This window comes from Novosphingobium sp. (assembly GCF_027489515.1).
In the GTDB taxonomy this organism is placed as follows: Bacteria; Pseudomonadota; Alphaproteobacteria; order Sphingomonadales; family Sphingomonadaceae; genus Novosphingobium.
Genome location: NZ_JAIXZS010000035.1, coordinates 65,622 through 85,983, shown reverse-complemented (window position 1 = coordinate 85,983; position 20,362 = coordinate 65,622). Strand labels below are relative to the sequence as shown.

At 65.3% G+C, this 20,362-nt stretch carries 14 protein-coding genes and 1 pseudogene; 7 read left to right on the top strand and 8 right to left on the bottom strand.

Annotation, left to right across the window (positions count from 1 at the left end; translation table 11 throughout):
- Both adh and Q0082_RS06540 read left to right on the top strand, forming a co-directional pair.
- Positions 1 to 678 (top strand): annotated as a pseudogene (adh, locus tag Q0082_RS06545) (aldehyde dehydrogenase); the annotation flags it as partial.
- 5 nt (positions 679 to 683) lie between these two features.
- On the top strand, positions 684 to 1,025 hold the full coding sequence (locus Q0082_RS06540) for a DUF779 domain-containing protein (RefSeq protein ID WP_298191031.1): 342 nt from the start codon (positions 684 to 686) through the stop codon (positions 1,023 to 1,025).
- Positions 1,026 to 1,082: 57 nt separating this feature from the next.
- On the opposite strand, the gene Q0082_RS06535 is transcribed toward Q0082_RS06540, so the two are convergent.
- Positions 1,083 to 2,627, bottom strand: coding sequence for an MFS transporter (locus tag Q0082_RS06535; protein WP_298191029.1), 1,545 nt, complete (start codon positions 2,625 to 2,627; stop codon positions 1,083 to 1,085).
- Between the two features lie 319 nt (positions 2,628 to 2,946).
- Between Q0082_RS06535 and Q0082_RS06530 the strand changes: the two genes are divergently transcribed.
- A complete protein-coding gene (locus tag Q0082_RS06530) occupies positions 2,947 to 3,573 on the top strand; it encodes a PilZ domain-containing protein (RefSeq protein ID WP_298191027.1) in 627 nt (208 codons plus the stop codon).
- A gap of 39 nt (positions 3,574 to 3,612) precedes the next feature.
- On the opposite strand, the gene Q0082_RS06525 is transcribed toward Q0082_RS06530, so the two are convergent.
- Positions 3,613 to 4,269, bottom strand: coding sequence for a response regulator (locus Q0082_RS06525; protein ID WP_298191025.1), 657 nt, complete (start codon positions 4,267 to 4,269; stop codon positions 3,613 to 3,615).
- 224 nt (positions 4,270 to 4,493) lie between these two features.
- Between Q0082_RS06525 and Q0082_RS06520 the strand changes: the two genes are divergently transcribed.
- On the top strand, positions 4,494 to 6,392 hold the full coding sequence (locus Q0082_RS06520; RefSeq protein ID WP_298191023.1) for an EAL domain-containing protein: 1,899 nt from the start codon (positions 4,494 to 4,496) through the stop codon (positions 6,390 to 6,392).
- Positions 6,377 to 6,877, top strand: a complete 501-nt coding sequence (locus Q0082_RS06515) for a BLUF domain-containing protein (protein ID WP_298191021.1) — start codon at positions 6,377 to 6,379, stop codon at positions 6,875 to 6,877. The genes Q0082_RS06520 and Q0082_RS06515 overlap by 16 nt, the downstream gene beginning before the upstream one ends.
- Positions 6,878 to 7,067: 190 nt before the next feature.
- Here the strand turns inward: Q0082_RS06515 and Q0082_RS06510 are convergent, their stop codons facing one another.
- Positions 7,068 to 8,573 carry an ATP-binding protein gene (locus Q0082_RS06510; RefSeq protein ID WP_298191019.1) on the bottom strand — a complete coding sequence of 502 codons (1,506 nt, stop codon included), beginning with the start codon at positions 8,571 to 8,573 and terminating at the stop codon, positions 7,068 to 7,070.
- A 350-nt stretch (positions 8,574 to 8,923) separates the two neighbouring features.
- On the opposite strand from Q0082_RS06510, the gene Q0082_RS06505 reads away from it, so the two are divergent.
- Complete coding sequence (locus Q0082_RS06505) at positions 8,924 to 11,152, top strand: EAL domain-containing protein (protein ID WP_298191017.1); 2,229 nt, start codon at positions 8,924 to 8,926, stop codon at positions 11,150 to 11,152.
- 136 nt (positions 11,153 to 11,288) lie between these two features.
- Here Q0082_RS06505 and Q0082_RS06500 read toward each other — a convergent pair whose 3' ends face one another.
- From Q0082_RS06500 to Q0082_RS06485, 4 genes are all read right to left on the bottom strand, one after another.
- Positions 11,289 to 13,037 (bottom strand): chloride channel protein, encoded by a 1,749-nt coding sequence (locus Q0082_RS06500; protein WP_298191015.1) that lies wholly within the window; start codon positions 13,035 to 13,037, stop codon positions 11,289 to 11,291.
- A 258-nt stretch (positions 13,038 to 13,295) separates the two neighbouring features.
- Positions 13,296 to 13,556 carry a hypothetical protein gene (locus tag Q0082_RS06495; RefSeq protein WP_298191013.1) on the bottom strand — a complete coding sequence of 87 codons (261 nt, stop codon included), beginning with the start codon at positions 13,554 to 13,556 and terminating at the stop codon, positions 13,296 to 13,298.
- 11 nt (positions 13,557 to 13,567) lie between these two features.
- Complete coding sequence (locus tag Q0082_RS06490; protein WP_298191011.1) at positions 13,568 to 14,032, bottom strand: nuclear transport factor 2 family protein; 465 nt, start codon at positions 14,030 to 14,032, stop codon at positions 13,568 to 13,570.
- A 228-nt stretch (positions 14,033 to 14,260) separates the two neighbouring features.
- A complete protein-coding gene (locus Q0082_RS06485) occupies positions 14,261 to 14,857 on the bottom strand; it encodes a pyridoxamine 5'-phosphate oxidase family protein (protein ID WP_298191009.1) in 597 nt (198 codons plus the stop codon).
- 174 nt (positions 14,858 to 15,031) lie between these two features.
- Between Q0082_RS06485 and Q0082_RS06480 the strand changes: the two genes are divergently transcribed.
- A complete protein-coding gene (locus Q0082_RS06480; protein ID WP_298191007.1) occupies positions 15,032 to 17,044 on the top strand; it encodes a glycosyltransferase family 41 protein in 2,013 nt (670 codons plus the stop codon).
- A gap of 30 nt (positions 17,045 to 17,074) precedes the next feature.
- Here the strand turns inward: Q0082_RS06480 and Q0082_RS06475 are convergent, their stop codons facing one another.
- Positions 17,075 to 20,323: a DUF4347 domain-containing protein gene (locus tag Q0082_RS06475; protein ID WP_298191005.1), complete on the bottom strand. Its 3,249-nt coding sequence runs from the start codon at positions 20,321 to 20,323 to the stop codon at positions 17,075 to 17,077.
- Between the last annotated feature and the right edge of the window lie 39 nt (positions 20,324 to 20,362).

Here is a 20,362-nt window from a genome sequence, read left to right as displayed (position 1 = left end):
TTCTTCGACAAGGCGCTCGAAGGCTTTGCGATGTTCGCGCTCAACCAGGGCGAGGTCTGCACCTGCCCGAGCCGCGCGCTGATCCAGGAATCGATCTACGACAAGTTCATGGAGCGCGCCGTCGCCCGCGTCGAAAAGATCGTGCAGGGCAGCCCGCTCGATGCAGCGACGATGATCGGGGCGCAGGCTTCCTCGGAGCAGCTTGAGAAGATCCTCTCCTACTTCGAGATCGCGCGGGGCGAAGGCGCCAAGGTGCTGACGGGCGGCGAGCGCAACGTGATGCCGGGCGACATGGCGGGCGGCTTCTACATCAAGCCGACGATCCTTGCAGGCCACAACAAGATGCGCGTGTTCCAGGAGGAGATCTTCGGCCCCGTGGTGGCGGTGACGACCTTCAAGGACGCCGAGGACGCGCATGCCATCGCCAACGACACGCTCTATGGCCTTGGTGCGGGCGTGTGGACGCGCAATGGCACGCAGGCCTATCGCACGGGGCGCGCGGTGCAGGCCGGGCGTGTATGGACCAACTGCTATCACGCCTATCCCGCGCATGCGGCGTTCGGCGGCTACAAGCAATCGGGCATCGGGCGCGAAAACCACAAGATGATGCTGGACCACTATCAGCAGACCAAGAACCTGCTGGTGAGCTACAGCCCCAAGGCGCTGGGCTTCTTCTGAGGCCGATGCACAAGGTTGCAGCCACCCCGGCAGCGCTGGCCCTGCTTGGCGAGATCATCGCCGAGCACGGGCCGGTGCTGTTTCACCAATCGGGCGGATGCTGCGATGGCTCCTCCCCCATGTGCTACCCGGCGGGCGAATTTCGCGTGGGCGAGAGCGACGTGCTGCTGGGGCAGGTGGGCGAGGCGCCGTTCTATATCGGCGTGCGCCAGTTCGAGGCATGGAGCGCAGCGGGCGAGGCGGTCGACCTGCTGCTCGATGCGGTGCCCGGGAGGGGCGGCATGTTCAGCCTTGATAACGGGCGCGAGCAGCGGTTCCTGATCCGGTCGGGTGCGTGTGCGGTTTAGGCCGCTGGGCCACATAGGTCCGACTGTTCCCGACCAGAAGGCGGCGCCCCATCGGCTTCAGGCATCAAGCGCCCGCAGATCGAGGCCGCGCGTTTCCCGCCCGAACCAGGCCACGAGGACCAGTGACAAGACGGTTGGCACCATCACGATCAGCGATGAAGTGACCATCGAGAGCGCGGCGCCACTGATGGTGAGGCCCTGGGCCATCAGCCCGCCAGCCTTGGTGCAGGCGGCGATCCAACCGGTAGCGCGGCCGCGCACGCGCAAGGGAAAGCTTTCGGCCGTGTAGGGCAGCACGATAGCGATGATGCCGTTGGTCCCGACGATCAGCAGCGCAACAGGGAGCACCGGGCTGCCGCTCCCTGCTTGTTCGAGCCGCAGGACGAGCAGCAATCCGGCAAAAGTCAGCGCGATCATTGCGCACAGCGCCCATTTGGTGCTCCACCGGCTGTAGAGCAACGCGGCGACAAACACGGTCGGGAACGCGATGAGCGCGCTTTCCGCAAGCAGACGGCTCGACACGCTCACCGGATAGCCCTTCGCCACGAGGTCAGCGGGCAGCCACAGCAGGAGGCCGAAGTTGATGAGGCCCCACGAAAGCGCACAAATGCTGAGCGCAGCGAGCTTGCCATAGAGCGCGAGGCCCGAGAGTGCTTGCGATGTGCGCGGCTCGGTGGGCACAGCGGCGCTGACGTAAGTCGCGCGCGCACCGAAGCGGCGCATCACGGCCTCGGCTTCCTCTACTCTCCCGCGCGCGAGCAGGAACTTCGCCGATTCCGGAATGAGTGCGCCGAGCAGTACCAGCGTGAGGCCGGTCGGCAGATTGGCGAGCCAGAGAATGCGCCAGCCGAAGATTGGCTGAAGGAGGGCGGAGAGGCCGCTCGCCGCGAAGTAGCCACCGACAGCGCCTAGTCCGCCGACCAGCACGAGGCTCCAGCCGCGATGGCGACTGGGCATCATCTCGGCCAGCAGCGCGTAAGTGACGGGCAGCATGCCGCCTGCCGCCGCACCCATCATGAAGCACATTGCGATGTTCCACGCGAGGCTGGGCATCGCCCCGCAGATCGAAGTGCCGACGAACATCACCGCCGAGAGCAGGATCGAAGCCTTGCGGCCATAGATGTCGGCGATCCAACCCCACAGCACCGAGCCGGTGACCGTACCGGCCAGCGCAAAGAACGGTACCAGTGACACCGTCTTCTTGGGTACGCCATACTCGCTGATCATGCCCGGTACGGTGAAGCCGAGCGAGGCAGGCTTCATCACGTCGATGATCAGCGCGATCACCAGCACCGCCATCAGCACCCAGTGCGCTGCGCTGAGCGGGGCATCTTCGGGCGCGGCGACGACGATATCTGCTGCGGCTGCGCGTTGTGCAGCAAGCTCGCGCGGCAGCAGGCCATATGCAGCGATCCCGGTCCCGAGCAGGATGAGTATCATCCCGCCCAGCATCAGGTTGTCCATCGGCATGCCGGCGAGATGGTAATGCATCGCCCGCGCCATCGCGAACATCGGCAGGTGGGCCAGGACGCCAAGCGTGACGGCAAGGCAGCCCAATGCAAATGCCCAGACCGCTTGCCGATCAGATAGCGTGCTAGTCATCGGTGCTGTGCATCCCGCCCATGTGGCCGCTGGCGATAGCGGCTCGGTGCGGCAAGGTGAAGGCTCACCAACCGCCCCATCTGTGCAAGGATGCGCTGCAGAACCGCCTGTTGGTAACACTTGGCTTCAATCTGAGGTCTGTTCCTGAGCGCCTGAATGCGGCACCGCGAGCAGCGCCTGATCGCCTAGTGCGCGTGGCCGCAGCCCCTCTTCCGGCGAACCACCCCCAAAACCCCGTACTTTTTCGGTAACGGTACCGACACCCTCGTAACCGCGCCGATCCCATGAGGGGCTTTGCGGCAAACGGGAGGCTGACGCGATGTTGACGGATTCGAAAGTTGACCAACTTGCCCCGGCGATGGCCGAGACGCAGGCGGCCGCGTCCAGTGATCGCCGCCGCGCGCGCCGCCGGTCGGTCTTTCTGCGAGCATCGATCTATCCCATTGATGGCTTTGGGGATGCGCGAATCCGAGACGGCTCGGCAACGGGGCTGATGGGAGAGACCGACCTCGAGCTGGTCATCGGCCAGACCCTGCACCTCACGATCGATGAGCAGAATTACTACGCCGGCAAGGTGCGGTGGATTCTGGACCGGCGCTTTGGCGTTGACGTGCCGCAAGCGCTGGCAATGTTCGGACAGCAGACCTGCCATGTCGATTATGGCAGCGATATCGCGCACCTGCCCCGCGCGCCGCGCGTGCGGCTCGATCAGGCGGCGCGCCTGCTGGTGGGGCGCCCCCCGCGCCCGGCGATCGTGCGCAACCTGTCGGAGTATGGCATGTTGCTTGATACCAGCCCTGGCCTGAAGCCGGGCCAGATCCTCGTCGTGCGGATCGGGAATGCGCCGCTGCTTTATGGCCGCACCCAATGGAGCAAGGATGGCCGGATCGGATTCAGGACACAGCAACCGGTTCCGGCGCCAGCTGCCGCCAGCGCACCGAACTGAACGGTGGTGCAGACGTATCGCGCCTTTGCCTCAGACCGATCAGATCTCGCCCACGCCCCAGCCGAGCGGGTGTCCGCCCAGGTCCGCGGCCGTGACGAGTGCGACGGCTTCGGCGATGCTCTTGAGGCCCAGCTTCGCGAGGGCATTGCCGCGATGCATCTCGACCGTGCGGGGGCTGAGGTCCAAGCGATGCGCGGCAATCTTGTTGGGCACGCCTTCCATGAGGATTGTCAGGACTTCGCTTTCGCGGCGGGAAAGTTGGCCGAGCAGCTGCCGCGCCCTGCGCCGCGACTGCACAGTTCTTTCAATGCGGCCGAGGACGCCGTAGGCCTGATCAAGCGCCTGCTCGAGCAAGTCCGGTTCAAAGGGCTTTTCAAGGAACTCGATGGCGCCAAGCTTCATCGCGCGCACCGCGACTGCAATGTCACCATGGGCCGTCATCATGATCACCGGCCATGTGATCTCACGCTCCTTGAGCAGCGCGAGCATTTGCAGGCCGTCAATCCGCGGCATGCGGATGTCGAGCAGGATGGGCGCGGGCGGCAATTCGTCAAGCTGATCGAGAAAATCGGCGGACTCGGCAAACGGCCAGGCGGTGATCGAGGAGACACCGAGCAGAAAATGCAGCGACTTGCGCACATCCGCATCGTCATCGATCAGATAGACCCGCCGCCGCGGCGGGGCCGGCTGATCCATCACGATCTCGATTGCGCCAGACCTCCCCTGTTCCATCATATTATCAATCTGTTAGAGCGTCGCCAGACCAAACACTCGGGCGCGCAGCATAGGGGCTCTGATCGAGTTGTATATGGCAGGTTAAACCTTGGTTATTGGCTTGTTCTCAGCAGGCTTTACCTTCCGGCGGTTAGGCACACGTTTGCCATTGATGCGAATGCCACGCAGACGGCCTGGAGGCGCCCATGAACGTCATCGCCCAAGAGGCGTCGCGGATCCGTTCGTCGCTTCCGGCGGCAGAGCGGTCTATCCGGCGTACCGCAATCGATCACTACGATATCCTCGACAGCGAGCGCGAGGTAGCATTCGACAATATCGCAATGCTTGCTGCGCGCTTCTGCCACACCGAGGCGGCGGCGATCAGCTTCCTCGATGATGACCGGCAATGGTTCAAGGCGACATGGGGTTTCAGCCTGCAGGAAACCCCCATCGACATCTCGTTCTGCGTGCATGTCATTGAGTCGGAAGCGGTCTTCATCGTAACGGATGCGCAGCGCGATCCTCGGTTCAGCAACAATCCGCTCGTCACGGGCGATCCGCACATCGGCTTCTATGCCGGCACGCGAATTGTTGCGGCCGACGGCACGCCCATCGCGTCGCTTTGCGTAATCGATCAGACACCGCGCCAGGCGGGGCTCAGCGAGGACGAGCAGGAGACCTTGCGCGCGCTGGCGACGCAAGTGCGTTCGCTGCTGGAGTTGCGCCGTTCGGTGATCGAGCGGCAGGAACAGCTGGCGCTCCAATCCGCGCTCTCCAAGCAGCTGCTCTACGTTGCCGAACATGACGAACTGACTGGCCTGCCGATGCGCACCCTGTTCCAGAAGCGGCTGGAGAGCGCCATGAAGCATGCGCGCCTCGAGGGCACCCGGGTTGCGCTGATGCTTGTCGATGTCGACCATTTCAAGCAGATCAATGACTCGCTCGGTCATGACGTCGGCGACGCCCTGCTGTGCAGCTTTGCGAAAAGGCTGCCTTCCGTGCTGCGCGCCTCGGATACCGTCGCGCGGCTTGGCGGTGACGAGTTTGGCGTTGTGTTGCCGGGCATCGAGCGCGACGAGGAGATCGCCGCTTGCATGCGCTCGCTCAATGCGAGGCTGCAGGAGCCGATCCTGCATGAGGGACGCATGGTGGAATGCCGGGCCAGCATCGGCCTTGCCATCTATCCCGATCATGCAGCCACGGCGTCGGAGCTTACCAAGTGCAGCGATCTCGCACTGGCGACGGCCAAACTCAGTCGTGGCTGCGCGATAACCTATTCGCCGAGCATGGCAGACGAGTTTGAGCGCGAAGCGCGGATGATGGCGATCGCGCGTGAGGGTGTCGCCGAGAACCGCATCATCCCCTATTATCAGCCAAAGCTCGATCTGGCCTCGGGTGCGCTGGTCGGCTTCGAGGCGCTGGTGCGCTGCGAGCAGGTCGGCGGCGCGCCCATCCTGCCTGAGATGTTCGCGCCGGCCTTCACCGATCGCCAGCTTGCCGCCGCGATCAGCCGGCAGATGATCGCAGGTGTACTCGATGACATGCGCCGCTGGGCCGAAATCGGGCTGTCATTCGGGCATGTCGCGATCAACACCTGCGCAGCGGATTTCCATGCCGACGACTTTGCCGAGCGGCTGCTTGCGGAGCTTGACGCCCGAGCGCTGCCCGCCAGTCTGATCGAGGTCGAGGTGACGGAGGGCGTTTTCCTCGGCCGCGGCGCACATCATGTGGCGCGCGCGCTCAAGAAGCTGAGCGAATGCGGCATCCGCATCGCGCTCGATGATTTCGGCACCGGCTTTGCTTCGCTGACGCACCTCAAGCAGTTTCCCGTCGATGTCCTCAAGATCGATCGCTCCTTCGTTGGCGGCATCGGCCGCAACCCCGATGACATGGCAATTGTCCGAGCGCTGATTGGCCTTGGTAACAGCCTTGGCATCGAAACGGTTGCGGAAGGCATCGAAACCTCTACCCAAGCCGAATTCGTCAAGGCACATGGCTGCGACGTCGGGCAGGGCTTCCTGTTCAGCCCTCCTGAAGCATCACGCTGCGTCCCGGCGATGGTTGCCCACTTCAGTCAAGGGTTTGGAAAATGGCCGATTACCTGAACCAGCAGGAAGCCGTACAGATCCGTGAGCCCGCCTCGCTAGGGTCCCTGCTCTACATCAGCCGCAGCACGATTGCGCCGGAGGAAGCCGAAGCAGTCGTCGCCGGGATCGTCGCGACATCGGTAACACGCAATGCCGCGGTGGGGCTTACTGGCGCGCTGCTGTTCACCGGCACGCACTTCGCACAGGCGCTCGAAGGCGACAAAGCCGCGATCGAGGACCTGATGCACCGCGTGACCTGCGACATCCGCCACGACGAGATCGTGATCGTCGAGCAGGGACCGCTAGAACAGCGCCGCTTCGATACGTGGAGCATGGCCTATTTCGGCCCGTCGCAATTCGTCTCGCGCCACGTGACGCGCCTGCTCAACGACCCTTCGCCGGCCGAACGCCGCCGCGCTGCTGATTGGCTTGGTGAACTGCTGTGCGAATTCACCGCGCGCCGCCCGTTCCCGACCCTGATTGAGCAGCCGTCGATACCGTAAATCTCCGGTAGCGCCGCCAAGCCCGCCTTAAGCGCGGAGGCCGCAATGAGGGTGCAACACGAGACTGCACCGGGACATGCTCCCCCCGGTGTCAGCGGCCGGGGTGTCACGTCCCCCCAAGCTCATCGGCACCCCGGCCAGTGCCTCCCCGCCCGATCAATCTAACTTCAATGGGATGATCGGGCGGGGTTCAGGCCTGCGCCGTCTCGGAGAGAAGGGGGACCGAGAAACAGAACTCCGAGCCATTGGAGCCGCTGTTCTCGAGCCAGATCCGGCCGCGGTGGGCTTCGACGATCGTGCGGCAGATCGAGAGGCCGAAGCCCATGCCACCTTCTTTGGTCGAATCCGACCAGGAGAAGATGTCCTGCGCGGCCTCGGCCGATACGCCGGGACCCGTATCGATTACACTGACAACGAGTGAGTCATGCTTTGCATGGGCCGTGATCGAAACCTCCTGCCGGTCCATCTGCATCACAGCCTCGCAGGCATTGCGGAGCAGGTTGATGATCACCTGCTGGATCTGCACCCTGTCCGCCGCCATCGTCGTGCCGGAAGCAACCTGATCACGGATGCTGATGCCCGGCGAAACCGTCGCGCGCACGAGCCGGACGCATTCGCCGACCGCCGACTTGAGTTCAAAGGCCACCCGCTTGGGCTCGCGCCGCCGGGTGAGTTCCCGCATGTTGCGGATGATGTCGGCGGCGCGATGGGCGGCTTCGTTGATGCCTTCCATGGCCTGGATCAGGCGGCCGGCTCCGTGCTCCGCGGGATCGATCAGTTTCAGGCCGCCCGCCGCATAGTTGGTGATCGCACTCAGCGGCTGGTTGAGTTCGTGCGCGAGCGTCGTCGCCATCGTTCCCATCGCATTGACGCGCGAGATATGGATCATCTCGGATTGCAGGGCCGAAAGGCTCTCTGCAGTCTTGCGCTGCACCGTCACGTCGTAACCCTCGCAGAACAGTCCGGTGATCTTGCCGCCGGCGTTGCGCACGGCCTGGTAGACGAAATCGGCATAGCGCTGTTCGGATTTGCCCGTTTCCGGATCGACGAAACCGAGCGGCATGCCCGTGCCGACGAACGGTTCGCCAGTACGGTAGACTTGATCGAGCAGTCCGATGAACCCCTGTTCGACCAGCTCGGGCATGGTCTCGGCCACAGTCAGGCCTACGAGCTGATCGCGCCCGACGAAGCGCTTGTACGACGCATTGGCAAAGGTGAAACGATGCTCCGGCCCTTCTGCGGCGGCGATGAAACCGGGGGCCTGCTCGTAGAGCGCATGGAACTCGTTGCGCTGCTCCAGCAGACGGTCAACCGGACCGCCGAGCTCGATGAACGAGAGGAGGTTGTGCCGGATCACGTGCTGCGCATCGCGCATGGGGCTCAGGAAAATGGCGGCAAGGAACTCGCTCCGGTCGGCCCGCCGGCATTGCAGTTCCCAGTTTCCGCTCTCGCCTGCCGACAAGGCCGTCTGGATCGCTGCAGAGGTTCCGGAATCGGCCAACTCGCCAAGCAGGCCAGCGATCGGCTGACCGGGCAGCGCCTCTGCATCAAATCCCGCAAGATCCCTGAAGGCGCGGTTGGCGAACACGATCGGATGATCGGCCTCCTGCCCGTCGGCAAAGATCATCGGCATGTGGGTCGACTCGGCAGCCGCCACGAACGGGCCGATCGATGCCCGAAAGCGTTCGACCAGCATCTCAACATGTTTGTGGGTTTCAAGCGGTATCGGCATGGCACACGCTTATTGCACAACCAGAGCGCAATGCTACCTAAAGACCAATTATGTAACTATCTTATGTTACGCGCGGCACTGGTGGTGCGGGTAATCCAGGCGCCGCAAGGGGGGCCTCGCGTGCCGATGTTCGACCGTGGATGTGCGGATCGAGTTTAAAGCATAGATCGAACGCAGGAAGTTCGCAGCGTTGAAAGGTGTTACCGGGCCCGGGCGCCAAAGCACCTTGCTTTTCCGCCATCTGCCCTCGCCTGCTCGGCAAAAGACACGCAGCAAATCAGCAGCTTCGCGCTGACGGCGGGTCTCGGCGCGCCTTGCCGGACAAAACCGGCTGGTGGTCGTGCACGGTCCGGAAAGTGGATGCTGAAGTGCGAATTAACGCTGAATCTTCAAGGTCCGTTAGGCGCGCGCACCCACGTTCACGATCCGCGAGGTGGATTGTGCGCGTCTTGAATTGCCTGACACACGAACACGATCCGCTGCTGGTGCTGCTTGCGGCCCTGGTTTGTCTGTTCGGGTCTTCGGTAACCATACGACTGGCGCATCGGAGCCTGCACGCGCGCGGGTCGACCGGGCTGCACTGGCTTTTCCTCACCTCGGTCTGCGCCGGCTTTTCGATCTGGTCGACGCACTTCATCGCGATGCTCGGCTATCGTCCCGGCGTTCCGGTGCGCTTTGATGCCACGCTGACGATTGTCTCGGCGCTCATCGCCATTGGCGGAACGGCGATCGGCCTCATCCTCGCGCGGTTGCGTGGCCGCCTCTCTTCCGCCCTCTGTGGTGGCGGCATGATCGGTCTGGCGATCTGTGTGATGCACTACGTCGGGATGTTTGCCTATCGGCCCGACGGGGTCGTACACTGGCTGCCCGGCTATGTCGCTTTCTCGGCCCTGTGCGCGATGGGGTTCTCGGCGATCGCGATCGACCGCCTGCGGGCCAAACGGGCCACCGCCATGGGACGTGCCTGGGATGCGACACTCCTGCTGATGGCCGCCATCCTGATCCTGCACTTTGTCGGCATGGCGGCCTTCGTCGTGATCCCGATCGAGGGCTTTGGCAAAGGCGCCAACAGCGAGGTGTTCAGTGCCATGGCCGCCGCCATCGCCGTCGCTGCGGTGGTCATCGTCGGCACCGGCGTCTCGACCCACCTCGTCGAGGAAAGCCGAGCCGAGGCGCAGGACCGCCTGCGCCAGCTTGCCTTGCACGACATGCTGACAGGGCTCTGCAACCGCTACAGCTTTGTTACCCAGCTATCCGACGAGTGCGAACTCCTCGTTCGCCACGGGCAGGCCTTCGCCGTCCTGATGATCGATCTCGACCGGTTCAAGGCCATCAACGACACACTCGGTCATCCGGTCGGCGACCTTCTGCTCAAGAGCGTCGCGCAGCGGCTGCGGCGGGTGGCGCGCGGCGGCGACCTCATCGCCCGCATCGGCGGCGACGAATTTGCCATCATTGCGCGCGAAATTGCCGGTCGCGAGGCGGCACGCAATCTTGCCGAGGAGATCGTCGAGGCGCTCTCCTGCCCGTTCATGCTCGACGGCTATGTCGCCGAGATCGGCGCGAGTGTCGGCGTCACGCTAGCGCCCACCGACAGCAGCGACGCCGAGACGTTGACCCAGCAGGCAGACGTGGCGCTCTACCGGGCCAAGCACGAAGGCCGCGGCCGCACTTGCCTGTTCGATCCCTCGCTCACCCGCAAGATGCTGGAACGCTGCGCGCTTGAGAACGAGTTGCGGCTCGCCTGGTCGAACCGCAGCATCGAGGTCGCGTTCCAGCCCATCTTCGATCTGCGCAGTGCCCGGTTCACCGGGGCGGAAGCGCTGCTCCGATGGCACTCACCCACCCGCGGCGAGGTGCCGCCCGGCGTGTTCATCCCGGTCGCGGAAGAGCTGGGCCTCATTTGTGCGGTTGGCGAGATGGTATTGCAGACGGCGTGCGCGGCCGCAGTAAAATGGCCAGCGGACCTTGCCGTTTCAGTCAATGTGTCGCCGATTCAGATCATGAGCGGGGGGCTGCTCGACGTCGTCCGGAACGCGCTCGATAGCAGCGGTCTCAGCCCCGCGCGGCTCGCGATCGAAATTACCGAAACCTCGCTGCTGGGGGATGACGAAGTGGTGCTGCGCACCCTGCGGGAGCTGCGCGAACTTGGACTTACCATCACGCTCGATGATTTCGGCACGGGCTACTCCTCGCTTGGCTACCTCCATCGTTTTCCCATCGACCGGATCAAGATCGACCGCAGCTTCATCGCAAGCCTGCCGGGCGATTCCAGCACTGCCTCGATCGTGCGCGCGATATGCCAGCTCGGTGCCAATCTGCAGCTTGACGTCACCGCCGAAGGCATCGAGAACGACGCGCAGCTCGCCTTCGTGGCGGTGAATGGCTGCACCCATGTGCAGGGCTTCCTGCTCAGTGCGCCGCTGGAAGCCTGCACGGTCGCACTGCTGTTCGATGAGCAACGCCAATCCTTTTCCGCCCAGCAGTCAGCCGGGGATGCATTCCCGGCCTCAGATCATCTCGTTTCGATCGGCGCGCGCTAGCTTGTGCGAAGACAACCCGGCCCCGGTCACCACCGGAGAATGTGTCTCGCAGCAGCCCCCCTCAACCGATGCAAGCATGAACGCAATCTGATCTCCGTCCGCCGACACAGGCCTGCACTCTCGCCAAGGGCGGCCTTCATTCTCCGAACAGGTGGCGCTGGGCGGCCTCGATCTCCTCGAGATAGCGTCGTCTCGCATACTTCTCGGTGACGATACCCAGTAGCGTTCCGTCCTCTGTCACCACGGCAAGCTCATCTGCCTGGACGTTGTCGAATGCGCGCAAGACCGATTTCAGGTCGTCGGCGGGCGTCAAGGTCGTGTCGGTCAGCACCGCGAGCGCCGTTGCCGGCGACATGCCGTCACGCTCAGAAGTATGGGCGGCGGCGGCGGGCACGATTCCGCGGTAGTGGCCGGCCTGATCGACGATCACCGCCTTGCTCGCAGACCCCGGCGGGATGGCAGCGCGGACATCGGCGATCGTGCTGTTCTCTGGCACCGCAATCCAGTCGCGTCGCATGATCCGCCCGGCATTCAGCGTCAGCATCCAGCCAATGTCGCGTGGGCTGCGGATGATCGATCCGCGCACGTGCAGCCGCCAGGTCGAGAAGGAATAGCCGAACACTTCTCGCGTCACGGCCGTTGCCAGCAAGGAGGCCGTCAACACGACTCCCATCAAGGCGAAGTCGTGCGTGGTCTCCAGCATCAGCATTCCGAGTGTCATCGGCCCGCCGATGACTGACACACTGAGCGCTGCCATGCCGACCATTGCTGCGTCCATCGCGTTGACGTGCAAGCCCCAGGGGTTGAGGTTGAACAGCTCTGCGAACAGCTGGCCGACCAGCGACCCGATGAACAGCGACGCGAAGAACAGGCCGCCGCGAAAGCCACTGGCGAGCGAGATCACCGACGCCGCGATCTTGAGCAATATGACCACGATGAGGAAGCTCATTGTCGGACGAAGCAGCAGATCGAGGTGGAGTGCCCCATGGCCCGCCGAAAGCGTTTGCGGTGAGATCATCGCCAACGGCATCAAGGTCAGCCCTCCGATCAGTGGGCGCCAAAGCTCGATCCGCCGGACGGCCTTCACCGCGCGCTCGGCCAGGGTCACCATCCGCATGATGGCGATGCCGAGCATGGCACAGACGATGCCCAGTCCCGCATAGGCGAGGTAATCGACCGTGGTGATCGTTCGGCTGGCAGTCGTCGCGATGAGATAGGGTTCGACGCCGAGGCCCCGCATGACGAGAGCCGCAGCTAGCGCGGCCGCCACGATGGGCGCGATCGACGCCGTGCTATAGCTGCCAATGACGATTTCCACCGCATAGAAGGCGCCTGTCAGCGGCGCACCGAAGGCAGCCGCGATCCCAGCACCGGCCCCCGCGCCGACCAGCGTCCGCAGATCGGCCCGGCGCAGCCGCAGCCACTGCCCGAGCAGGGAGGCGATGCCGCCCCCCATTTGCGCGTAGGCCGCCTCGAGCCCGACTGAGGCACCGCAGCCGTTGGAGACGATCGTTTGCGCGGCGACGACGAGGTTGTCGGTAGCGGGAATGCGTCCGCCATGGAGCGCGTTGGCCTCTACCACGTCGATTGGCGTGCGCCGCCGCCGTTCCCAGCGCGCGAGCAGCATGATGAGCAGACCCCCGAGCGGCAGTGCGAGCAGTTTCCATGGATGGCTGATCGATCCAAGCGCACTCAACCGATTGATCGTCACGCCGTACAACAGACGCTGGATCGCATGCGCCAGCCACGACTGCGCGATTGTGGCAGTACCCGCAGCTGCGCCGGCCAATGCGGCAAGGAGAATGAATGCCAGCTCACTTGCTCGGAGCCACTGTCGCAGACCGACCGACCGTCGGCGGACGCGGAGGAAAGCGCTTGAGGGCACGCGGTTGCAATCGACCAAATTGCCCGCAAGTCAAGGCGTTATCACTCAATCCTTGGATGAGCAGCAGCTATCACACGCGCTGAGCTTCATGGCCACCAGTCCGCGACCGGCCCGATAGTGGACGCAATTCCAGCCCGGGCATGCGTTCGATGAGCGTCCGCTTTTGGTGATGAACTTGCCACTGACTCCTTGGCGCGGGAATGGCGAGTTCGTCGCAGTCCCTGTCGCTTCGCTAAACGCCAGGCGTGCCCGCGCCGCCTAGCCCTTGCCGCAGGGCTTCGAGCCGGAGGCCTGAGCGACCGGCAGCAGGATCCACGGGAACAGGCCCGCAAAGAACACCGATTGCGCGGCGGTGGCGGCGAGGCTGGCGGGCATCACGAAGAATGCGAACAGGCCCCAGGCGAGGAGCAGGGCCCAACCGATCAGCCAGCTTTCAAGCCAATCGGGGCGGGCGCGGAGGCGTTCGAAGCAGAGATAGAGGACCGGCAGGCGGAAAAGGGAGTTGCGGGCGGGTTTCATCGGTCTGGCTTTCAGAAGCCCAGCGCGGTGAGGCTGGGGTAATCGTCGGGGCGGCGGCTGAGCGGCCAATCAAGCTTGCGCTCGTCGGCGCGGATGGGGTGTTCATTGATGCTGGCGATGCGGCGGCGCATCAGGCCGTGTTCGTCGAACTCCCAGTTCTCGTTACCGTAGGCGCGGAACCACTGGCCGCTGTCGTCATGGTATTCGTAGGCGAAGCGCACCGCGATGCGGTTGCCATCGTGCGCCCAGAGTTCCTTGACCAGCCGGTAGTCGAGCTCGCGCGCCCACTTGCGGGTGAGCAGGGCTTCGACCGCTGCGCGGCCAGCCACGAACTCGGCCCGGTTCCGCCACTGGGTGTCCTCGGTATAGGCCAAGGCGACGCGCTGCGGATCGCGGGTGTTCCACGCATCTTCGGCGAGGCGCACCTTCTGCGCGGCGGTTTCAGCGGTGAAGGGCGGGAGCGGCGGACGCGACATGACAGGGCCTTTCATCGAGGCGGGACGGGGACGGGTGACTTCAGGAAAAGGGTGGCACCCGGGCAGGATTGCGGGGGGGATGACTCCTGCCCGGGTGCTGAGGCTCTGCTCGGCCAGGGATGTGCCGTCAGAGCGCTTGGGGCCGCCGGGAAGGGAGGGGGAAACCGGCGGCTGCTGTCTCTATGTAGGTTTGCCGCCCTAGCTTTTGTAGGGGGATAAACTGCAACGTTAGGTTCCACTTTTTGAAAGGGCGGCGAGTTGTGCTTCGAGCGCGGCGATCCGCGCATCGCGGGTAGCGAGCGCTTCGGCGACCTCCTCTGCCGGCAGAAGCTGGGGGATGTGCTGCGGGCAATTGATGTCCCACGCGGTGATCGTGAAGACCATCGCCTGTTCGGGAACGCCGCGATAGCCGGGCATGGCGAGCGCGGCGTTGAGATCGACATCGCCCTCGATCACCTCAAGCTCACCCCAGAGCTTGATGCGGCGGCGATTGGCGTAGTCCATCAGGAAGATGAACGCCTTGCGGTTTTCCGCCGCGTTGCCGGTGGTGATATATTGCCGGTTGCCGCGGAAATCGGCGAAGGCGAGGCGCTGGTCATCGAGCACCTTGAGGAAGCCCTTGGGGCCGCCTCGATGCTGGATATAGGGCTGGCCATCTGCGCTGGCGGTGCCGAGATAGAAGCTGCGCACATCGGCGATGAAGGCCGCGAGGCGGGCATCGACCCGGTCTGCCATGATCATCCCGGCATAGTGGGGACGCGAGCCCTTGCGGATCTGGGCGGCTTTGACCGAGGGCGAGAAGGCGTGATCGGTGGGATCGGACATGGCGGGAGACCTTGCTGCGGTGTGTGCCCCCGTTTCTAGCGCGCCGAAGCGCCGCGACCATCCGGCGGCTGCGCAAGGCACCCTTGCGGAATATGGATGGCCCGCCTTCGCGCGTGGACGAAAGGGCGGCCATTCGGTAGGATCGCGGCGCCTGATCTTCCGAACCTAACGACAATGAGCCCTCCTGACCCGCCACCGTCCGCGAGCCAGTGCCTCGACGCGCTGATCCGTCTCTATCAGGCGGACGAACACCACCGGGCAGCGAGCGAGGCGCAGCGCTTCATTGCGCTCCATCCGCGTGAGCCGATGCTGGTGGTGCTGCGCGGTGCAGCGCTGGCGGCGCTGGGCGAGGCAGCGGCGGCCGAGGCGGCGTTTGACCGCGCGCTGGCGATCGCCCCGGACTGCATCGATGCGCACTATAACCGCGCGCTGCTGCTGCATGGCCAGGGCGCGGCGGCGGCTGCCGAGGCCGGCTACGAGCGGGTGGTCGCGCTGGCGCCCGGCCATGCGGGGGCATGGAACAACCTTGCGGTGCTGCGGCTCGATAGCGGGCGGCCGGCGGCGGGTCTGGTGGCCTGCGATGCCTTGCTGCAGATCGCGCCGGGATACCGCGACGGCCATGTGAACCGCGGCAATGCGCTGACCGAGCTCGGCCGCCATGCCGAGGCGGTTGAAGCCTATGACCGCGCGCTGGCGATCGATCCGCGCTGCAGCGAAGCCCATGCCAATCGCGGCAATGCGCTGCAGGAGCTTGGCCAGCTTGAGGCAGCGCTCGCAGCGTTCGATGCCGCACTGGCCTGCAATGCGGCGAACGACACGGCGCTGCTGCGCAAGCTCCACATCGAGACGCGGCTCTGCATCTGGGACGGCTTGCGCCGTTTCGCGTCGCGTCTGCCGATGCTGGGCGTGACGGGTGAGCCGGTGCATCCGCTGGGGATGCTCGCGATCGAGGATGCACCCGAGCGGCACCGCCTGCGCGCGGAACGCTTCGTAGCGGCGCGCTGGAGCGCGCTTGCGGTGGACGCGGTGCCGCCGCCCTTGCCCGGCCCGCCCGGTTCGCGGCGGCTGCGGATCGGCTACCTTTCGGCCGACTTCAAGGTGCATCCGGTGGCGCAGCTGATCGCCGGGGTACTTGCCGCGCATGACCGCTCCCGCTTCGAGGTCCACGCCTTTGCCCTGACGGCCGCGTCGGGGGACGGCATGCGCGCGCGGATCGCGGCGAGCACCGAGCACTTCACCGACATTTCAGGCCTTTCCGATGCGGAGGCGGCAGCGCAGATCCGGGTGGCTGGGCTTGATCTGGCGATCGACCTGACCGGGCATACCCGGCAGAGCCGCACCGGCATCCTCGCGCGGCGGATCGCGCCGGTGCAGGTGGCCTTCCTCGGCTATGCCGGCACGATGGGGGCACCGTTCATCGACTACCTCGTGGCGGACGCGCAGGTGATCCCGGCGGAGGCGCGTGCGCATTACCGCGAGCGGCTGCTGATGCTGCCGGGAAGCGTCCTCCCCCATGACGACACCCTGCCGATTGCGACGCGGCCGATGAGCCGGCGCGCGTTCGGCCTGCCCGAGCACGGCTTCGTGTTTGCCGCGTTCAATGCCGCCTACAAGATCACCCCGGCGGAGTGGGACGTGTGGATGGGACTGCTCGCGGCGCTGCCCGGGAGCGTGCTGTGGCTTGCCGATCCCGGTGCGACGGCGCGTGCCAACCTCGCCCGCGAGGCGGCGGCGCGGGGCGTGGCGCCGGAGCGGCTGGTCTGGGCGGGGCGAATCGCACATGACGAGCACCTCGCGCGGCACCGGCTGGCCGACCTGTTCCTCGATACCTTTGCCTACAACGCGCATACCACGGCGGTCGATGCGCTCTGGGCCGGTCTGCCGATCCTGACGCTGGCGGGGCGCAGCTTTGCTGCGCGCATCGCCGGGAGCCTGCTGCACGCGCTCGGCCTGCCCGAACTGGTGACGACAACGCGCGAGGACTATGCCGCGCTGGCGCAGGCGCTGGCGGGCGATCTGGAGCGGCTGGCCGGCCTGCGCGCGCGGTTGGCGGAGGCCTGCCGCACCGGGCCGCAGTTCGATACCCGGCGCTATACGCGCAGCCTCGAGCAGGGGCTGGCCGCAGCCATCGCCCGCAGCGCTGGGGGGCTCGCGCCCGAGGATATCGTCATTCCACCTGATGCATGATCCCGGGCGCGGCGACGGCCCGGCGACCGGTCAGGCAATCAGGACGATGTCGGTATACGTGAGCGCCGGGTGTGCCGAAGTGCCAAGCTGTGCGATCAGGATGGGCGCGAAATCGCCAAGGCCATCAGGATCGTACCAGAGCTTGCCGCTGCTGGTATCATAGAGGATGCGGTCGCTCGCATCGTGGACTTGCGAGACCCCGTCACCGGACCAGAACTGATCCGCCGTGATCGGACCGAGGGCGCGGCCAAGACCGCGGAAGGCACCGCGGGCAAGCTCGATGCTATCGCCTTCGGCGCTGTTGAAATCGCGGATCGTATCGAACGGATCGCCAAAGCGCGGGGTGAGGGCAAAGACGAACTGGTCTGCCCCGCTGCCGCCTTCGAGCGTATCGGCGCCAAGGCCGCCGATCAGCCGATCATTGCCGGCCTGCCCGAGCAGCAGATCATCGCCCCTGCCGCCATCGAGCACGTTGGCGCCGGTATTGCCCGTGATCGTGTTGGCATCGTTGCCGCCAGTGCCGGACAGATCCGCGCTGCCGGTGAGCACCAGCGCATCGACCGCGGATGCGAGCTTGAAGCTGACCGAGGAATAGACCGTATCGGAGCCGCCCAGCGCGCGTTCGCTGACGCGGTCCTTGACGTTGTCGACATAGTAGGTGTCGTCGCCGGCGCCGCCCGTCATCGTATCGACCCCGGCGCCGCCATCGATCGTATCGGCAAAGGCCGTGCCGGAAATGCGGTTGGCGCCTGCATTGCCGATGATGGTAAGCGCGTTGAGCACCTTGGCGGCGGAGACCGAGATGGTGGAGGTGCCGCTGGTATCCGCGCTGGCCCCGGTGCCGGAACCGAGCACGATCCGCTCGATGCCGGTGTCCTTTTCGTTGAAATTGGCATAGCCGATCGTGGTGTAGGTGACGCGCACCTCGTCGATCCCGCTGGTGCCGGTATCCTGGATCTCGCCCTGGAAGCCATCGCGCGCGTTGGTGACCAGATAGAGATCGCCGCCGCCCTGCCCGTCGAGCGCATCCTTGCCGCCCCCGCCATCGATCAGGTTGCGGCCGCTGTTGCCCACGATCACGTTGTTGATTGTATTGCCCGTGGCCGCGAGATCGGCGCTGCCGGTGAGCGTGAGATTGTCGACGAAATCGGTGATCCTATAGGACGCGGAGGCGATCACCGTATCGGTGCCGCCACCGCGCACGGTTTCCACCGCCTGATCGGCGCTGTTGTCGACATAGTAGGTATCGGCCCCGGCGCCGCCGTTCATCACATCGATCCCGGCGCCGCCGTCGATCACATTGTCGCCTTCGTTGCCGGTGAGCGTGTTGGCGAGCGCATTGCCGGTGGCGTTGATCGAGGCCTTGCCCGCGAGTTCTAGGTTTTCGATGCTGGCGGCGAGCGTCCAGCTGACCGAAGCACGCACCGTATCGGTGCCCGCGCTGTCGGCCGTGGTATCGCCCGCGTCATCGACGATATAGGTATCATCGCCTGCGCCGCCATCGAGCGCATCGGCGCCCTTGCCGCCATCGAGCGTATCGTTACCGCCTTGCCCGGCCAGCGCGTTGGCCGCATCGTTTCCGATGAGCACGTTGGCCGCGTCGTTGCCGGTGCCGCTGATCGCGACGAGGCCGCCGAGCGTGAGGTTCTCGACATTGTCGACCAGCGTGAAGGAGACGCTGGCCGTGACCGTGTCCGTCCCCTCGTCGGCATTCTCGATGATGAGATCGGCGGCAGAATCGATGATGTAGCTGTCGTTCCCGATACCGCCGATCAGCGTATCATCGCCGCCGCCGCCATCGAGCGTGTCGTTGCCGCCGAGCCCGACGAGCGTGTTGGCGGCGCCATTGCCGATGAGCACGTTGTCGACCGTGCTGCCGGTGCCGTTGACCGCCGCAGCGCCCGAGAGCGTGAGGTTCTCGAAATCATCTGCCAGGATCCAGTCGAAGCCTACGACGACGGTGTCGGCGCCCTGGCCCGCTTCCTCGACGATCACGTCGTCGGCACTGTCGATCACGTAGGTATCGTTGCCCGAGCCGCCGATCATGGCGTCGGTCCCTGCACCGCCATCGAGCGTATCGCTGCCGGTTCCGCCGATCAGCGTATCGGCACCGATCCCGCCGACGAGCGTGTCGTTGCCGTCCTCGCCGGAGAGGATGTTGGCGCCGTCGTTGCCGGTGAGCGTGTTGGCAAGGACATTGCCCACGCCGCTGAAATCGCCCGTGCCGGTGAGCTGCAAGTTCTCGACATTCTTGTCGAGCGCATAGGAGAAGCCGGCACGGATCGTGTCGTTGCCCTCGAACTCGGCCTCGACGACGACATCGGTCAGCGCGCTCAGCACATAGGTATCGTCGCCCTTGCCGCCGATCATCGTATCGGCACCGGCCTTGCCATCGAGCCAATCGTTGCCAAGGCCGCCATTGAGAAGGTTGGCGGCGGTGTTGCCGGTCAGCAGGTTGTCCGACGAATTGCCGATCGCGTTGATCGCGCTCGAGCCGAGCAGGGTGAGGTTCTCGACATTGGCGGCAAGCGCAAGGCTGACCGAGGAGAAGACAAGGTCGGTGCCTTCGGTTGCCGCCTCGATCACCGTGTCGCCGGCGTTGTCGACATAGTAAGTGTCGTCGCCCAGCCCGCCGGTCATCTGGTCGGCGCCAGTGCCACCATCGATCTCGTCGTTGCCGGCAAGCGCGCTGATCGTGTCGTTGGCGCCGAAGCCGTTGATCACGTCGTCGCCGGTGGTGCCGGTGAGCACGTTGGCCGTGCCGTCGCCGTCGATGGTGGCGAGCGTGCCCTGGAACGCGCCAAGCGCCAGCGTCTGCGCTTCGATCTGGCCGCTGTGCGCCTCGAGCGTCCAGTTGCCGCCGAGCGCGGCGGCGCCGGTGACGTCGGTACTCGCGGCGATATCAGCGTGGGTCAGCGCGCCAAGCGCATCAATGAAGGCCTGTCCGGCGGTGCCCGCCGCCACGTTGCAGCCATAGAGCAGGATATCGCCGCCGGGCGCGAGGTGGCGGCCGATGGCGGCAAGATCATCGGCATGGGCAGCGAGCGCGGCGGCATCCAGCGTGCCACTGCCCAGCGTGAGCGCACCCGCGCTGCCGTGGCCGACGATGTGCAGCGCGGCGATTCCGTCCTGCCCGGCGAGCAGAGCCGCGATCTGCGCGATCCCGTCCTGACCGGCATCGAGCACATAGACCGTTTCGCCCGCAGGCAGGCTGGCGACCACCGCAGCGATATCGCCGACCCGCGGGTCGATCACAGTGATGGAACGGGCGGCGGGCATGGCGCGAATCTCCCGGGGGCTGGCCCCTGAATGACGGTC